This window comes from Mycobacterium colombiense, assembly GCF_001672755.1.
In the GTDB taxonomy this organism is placed as follows: Bacteria; Actinomycetota; Actinomycetes; order Mycobacteriales; family Mycobacteriaceae; genus Mycobacterium; species Mycobacterium colombiense_C.
This window is the reverse complement of sequence record NZ_LZKI01000018.1, coordinates 1-2,897: the sequence shown is the minus strand read 5'-3', so window position 1 is coordinate 2,897 and position 2,897 is coordinate 1. Positions and strand designations below refer to the sequence as shown.

General features: G+C 66.9%; 3 protein-coding genes. 2 read left to right on the top strand and 1 reads right to left on the bottom strand.

Annotated features, from left to right (window positions below; translation table 11 throughout):
* Positions 1 to 438: HpcH/HpaI aldolase/citrate lyase family protein (locus A5708_RS02370; RefSeq protein ID WP_231117797.1), on the bottom strand; the 438-nt coding region annotated here is incomplete at its 3' end.
* Positions 439 to 745: 307 nt separating this feature from the next.
* Here A5708_RS02370 and A5708_RS02365 point away from each other — a divergent pair.
* Entirely contained in the window at positions 746 to 1,315 is a 570-nt protein-coding gene (locus A5708_RS02365) for a hemerythrin domain-containing protein (RefSeq protein ID WP_065027089.1), read from the top strand.
* Between the two features lie 29 nt (positions 1,316 to 1,344).
* Positions 1,345 to 2,820 (top strand): protein adenylyltransferase SelO, encoded by a 1,476-nt coding sequence (locus tag A5708_RS02360; RefSeq protein ID WP_065027088.1) that lies wholly within the window; start codon positions 1,345 to 1,347, stop codon positions 2,818 to 2,820.
* The last annotated feature ends 77 nt before the right edge of the window (positions 2,821 to 2,897 follow it).

The window sequence follows — 2,897 nt, the reverse complement described above, 5'->3', positions numbered from 1 at the left end:
CGCGATCTCGGTGATGCGTTCCAGGCCCCGGGCGGTTTCCACCAGGGCCACGATCGGCACATCGGGCAGCCGCTTCGCGGTCTCCGTCACGTGGTCGACCGATTCGACCATCGCCAGCATCACCCCGCCGACCGGGGTGGTGGCCAGGGCGGCCAGGTCGTCCGCCCACCAGGGGGTGCCGAAGCCGTTGATGCGGACCCAGTCGACGTTGCCGGCGCCCAGCCAGCCCACCACGTTGTCGCGGGCGGCGTTCTTGTCCTTGGGCGCGACCGCGTCCTCGATGTCAAAAACGACGACGTCAGCGCGCGAATCCACCGCGGATTGGAACCGGTCGGCGTGCGTGCCGTTGACCAGGAGCCAACTCCGGGCGAGGATCGGGTCGATGCGAGAGCCGATGTCTTCGGGCTCGGCGGCGGTGCTGTTGACCTGTTCGTACATGTCTGCTGATCTGTCGTCTCTGTGTGTCGGGCGGGTGCGTTGCCCCTAACCGTAGCGAGTATCTGGAACCAGCGGTCCCGGATGGCCCCGCGGAAGTAAAGACACTCTGGACCCGCCCCCGGCCCGGCGGCGACTGATCAACCCCAACTTCACCGAAAACATCTGTGTCGCACCGTAATACAGACCTTTGGGTCCGCCCCGACCACGCTGCGGCGTTTAGCAGTGTGTATGGCGGGTATTTCCTGGTCAGGCCGCACTCAGCCCACAGTGCGCAATCCCAATCCCGAAGTCATTGGAGGTATCGGCGATGGCAGACCTCATTGTCGAATCACCCGACGAAGTTGTCGCATTCCTGAAAGCGCAGCACAACCTCATCGAGGACATGTTCGACGAAGTGCTGCACGCTACGGATCCGAAAGCGCGTGAGGAGCCGTTCGCAACGTTGCGTCAGCTGCTGGCCGTCCACGAGACAGCCGAGGAAATGGTGGTGCATCCGCGCGTCCGGCGCGAGGACGGTGCGGCCGGCGACGCCATCGTCGACGCCCGCCTCCATGAGGAGCATGAAGCCAAGGAGTTGCTGTCGGCGATCGAGAAGCTCGACATCACCTCGGACAAGTTCATCGCGGAACTCACCAAGCTGCGTGAAGCCGTGCTCGAGCACGCCCGGCAGGAGGAGGAAGAAGAATTCCCCGTCCTGAAGCGCAAGGTCGACACCGACGATCTCAAGCGAATGGGGGCGGCCGTACGCGCCGCCGAAGCCATCGCTCCGACCCGACCCCACCCCGGCGTGGAATCGGCGAAGCTGAACTTCGCGCTCGGGCCGTTCGCGTCGATGCTCGACCGCGCCCGCGACCTCATCGGCAAAGCCCTCGGATAGCGCCTTCGGGGTTCCGTAGGCTCGATGAGATGAGCGTTGCCCCGGATACCACCGTTGCTCTCCAAGACCGGTTCTTCCGCGAGTTACCGGAGATGGCGATCCGCTGGCAAGCGGAGACCTTCCCCGAGCTGCAGCTGCTGGCTCTCAACGAGCCGCTGGCCGAGTCATTGGGCCTCGACCCGGTGTGGCTGGGCGGCCCCGACGGCCTCGGCTTCCTGGTCGGCAGCTCGGTGCCCGGCGGGGCCGCCCCGGTGGCCCAGGCCTACGCCGGTCACCAGTTCGGCGGCTTCGTCCCACGGTTGGGCGACGGGCGTGCGCTGTTGCTCGGCGAACTCGTCGACGGCGACGGGCGGCTGCGGGACATCCACCTCAAGGGATCCGGCGCCACGCCGTTCGCCCGCGGCGGCGACGGTCTGGCCGCGGTCGGGCCGATGCTGCGCGAATACATCATCAGCGAGGCGATGCACGCGCTGGGCGTGCCGACGACGCGGTCGCTGGCCGTGGTGGGCACCGGCCGCCCGGTCCATCGGGAAGAAACGCTGCCGGGTGCCGTGCTCACCCGGGTGGCCAGCAGTCATCTGCGGGTGGGCAGCTTCCAGTTCGCCGCGGCCACCGGGAACCAGGACCTGCTGCGCCGCCTCGCCGACCACGCGATCGCCCGCCACCACCCCGGCGCCGGCGAGGCGGACAACCCGTACCTCGCGCTGTTCGAAGCGGTGGTCGCGGTCCAGGCGTCGCTGATCGCGCAATGGATGCTGATCGGATTCGTCCACGGCGTGATGAACAGCGACAACACCACCATCTCGGGTGAAACGATCGACTATGGGCCGTGCGCCTTCATGGAGGCCTACGACCCCGACACCGTCTTCAGTTCGATCGACTTCTGGGGACGCTACGCCTACGGCAACCAACCGGTCGTCGCCGGATGGAACCTCGCCCGCTTCGCCGAGACGCTGCTGCCGTTGTTCTCGGAGAACACCGAGGAGGCCATCGCGCTTGCAGAACAGTCGTTCGGTGTTTTCCGGACCAGCTACGACGCCGTGTGGGGCTCCGGGATGCGCGCCAAACTCGGCCTCCCCGAGGGCATCGACACCGAATTCGCCACGGTGCTCGCCGAGGAACTGCTTCTGTTGCTCAAGCAGAACCACGTCGACTACACCTCGTTCTTCCGCCGGCTCAGCGAGGCGGCGCGCGGAGATGCCAAAGCCGATGCCGAACCCGTGCGCGGATTGTTCGCCGACCTCGCCGGCTTTGACGCGTGGCTGACTCGTTGGCGGGCACTGGGTCCCGACGCCGACACGATGGATCGCAGCAACCCGATCTACATTCCGCGCAACCATCTTGTCGAGGAGGCCCTCACCGCCGCGACGGCCGGCGAGCTCGGCCCACTGCAGCGACTGCTCGCCGCGGTGACGGACCCCTATACCGAGCGGCCCGGACTCGAGCGCTACGCCGCGCCCGCCCCCGAGGACTTCGGCAAATATCAAACCTTCTGCGGCACTTGACCTTACGACAGCTTCGCGACCTCGGCCTGCAGCCCATCGAGGCGTTGTAGCGTCTGATCGCGAGGCTCGGTCGGCAG

Bases quoted from the DNA above. Each gene is read 5' to 3' on its own strand.
- A5708_RS02365 (WP_065027089.1), top strand. From the start codon at position 746: ATGGCAGACCTCATTGTCGAATCACCCGACGAAGTTGTCGCATTCCTG.
- A5708_RS02360 (WP_065027088.1), top strand. From the start codon at position 1,345: ATGAGCGTTGCCCCGGATACCACCGTTGCTCTCCAAGACCGGTTCTTC.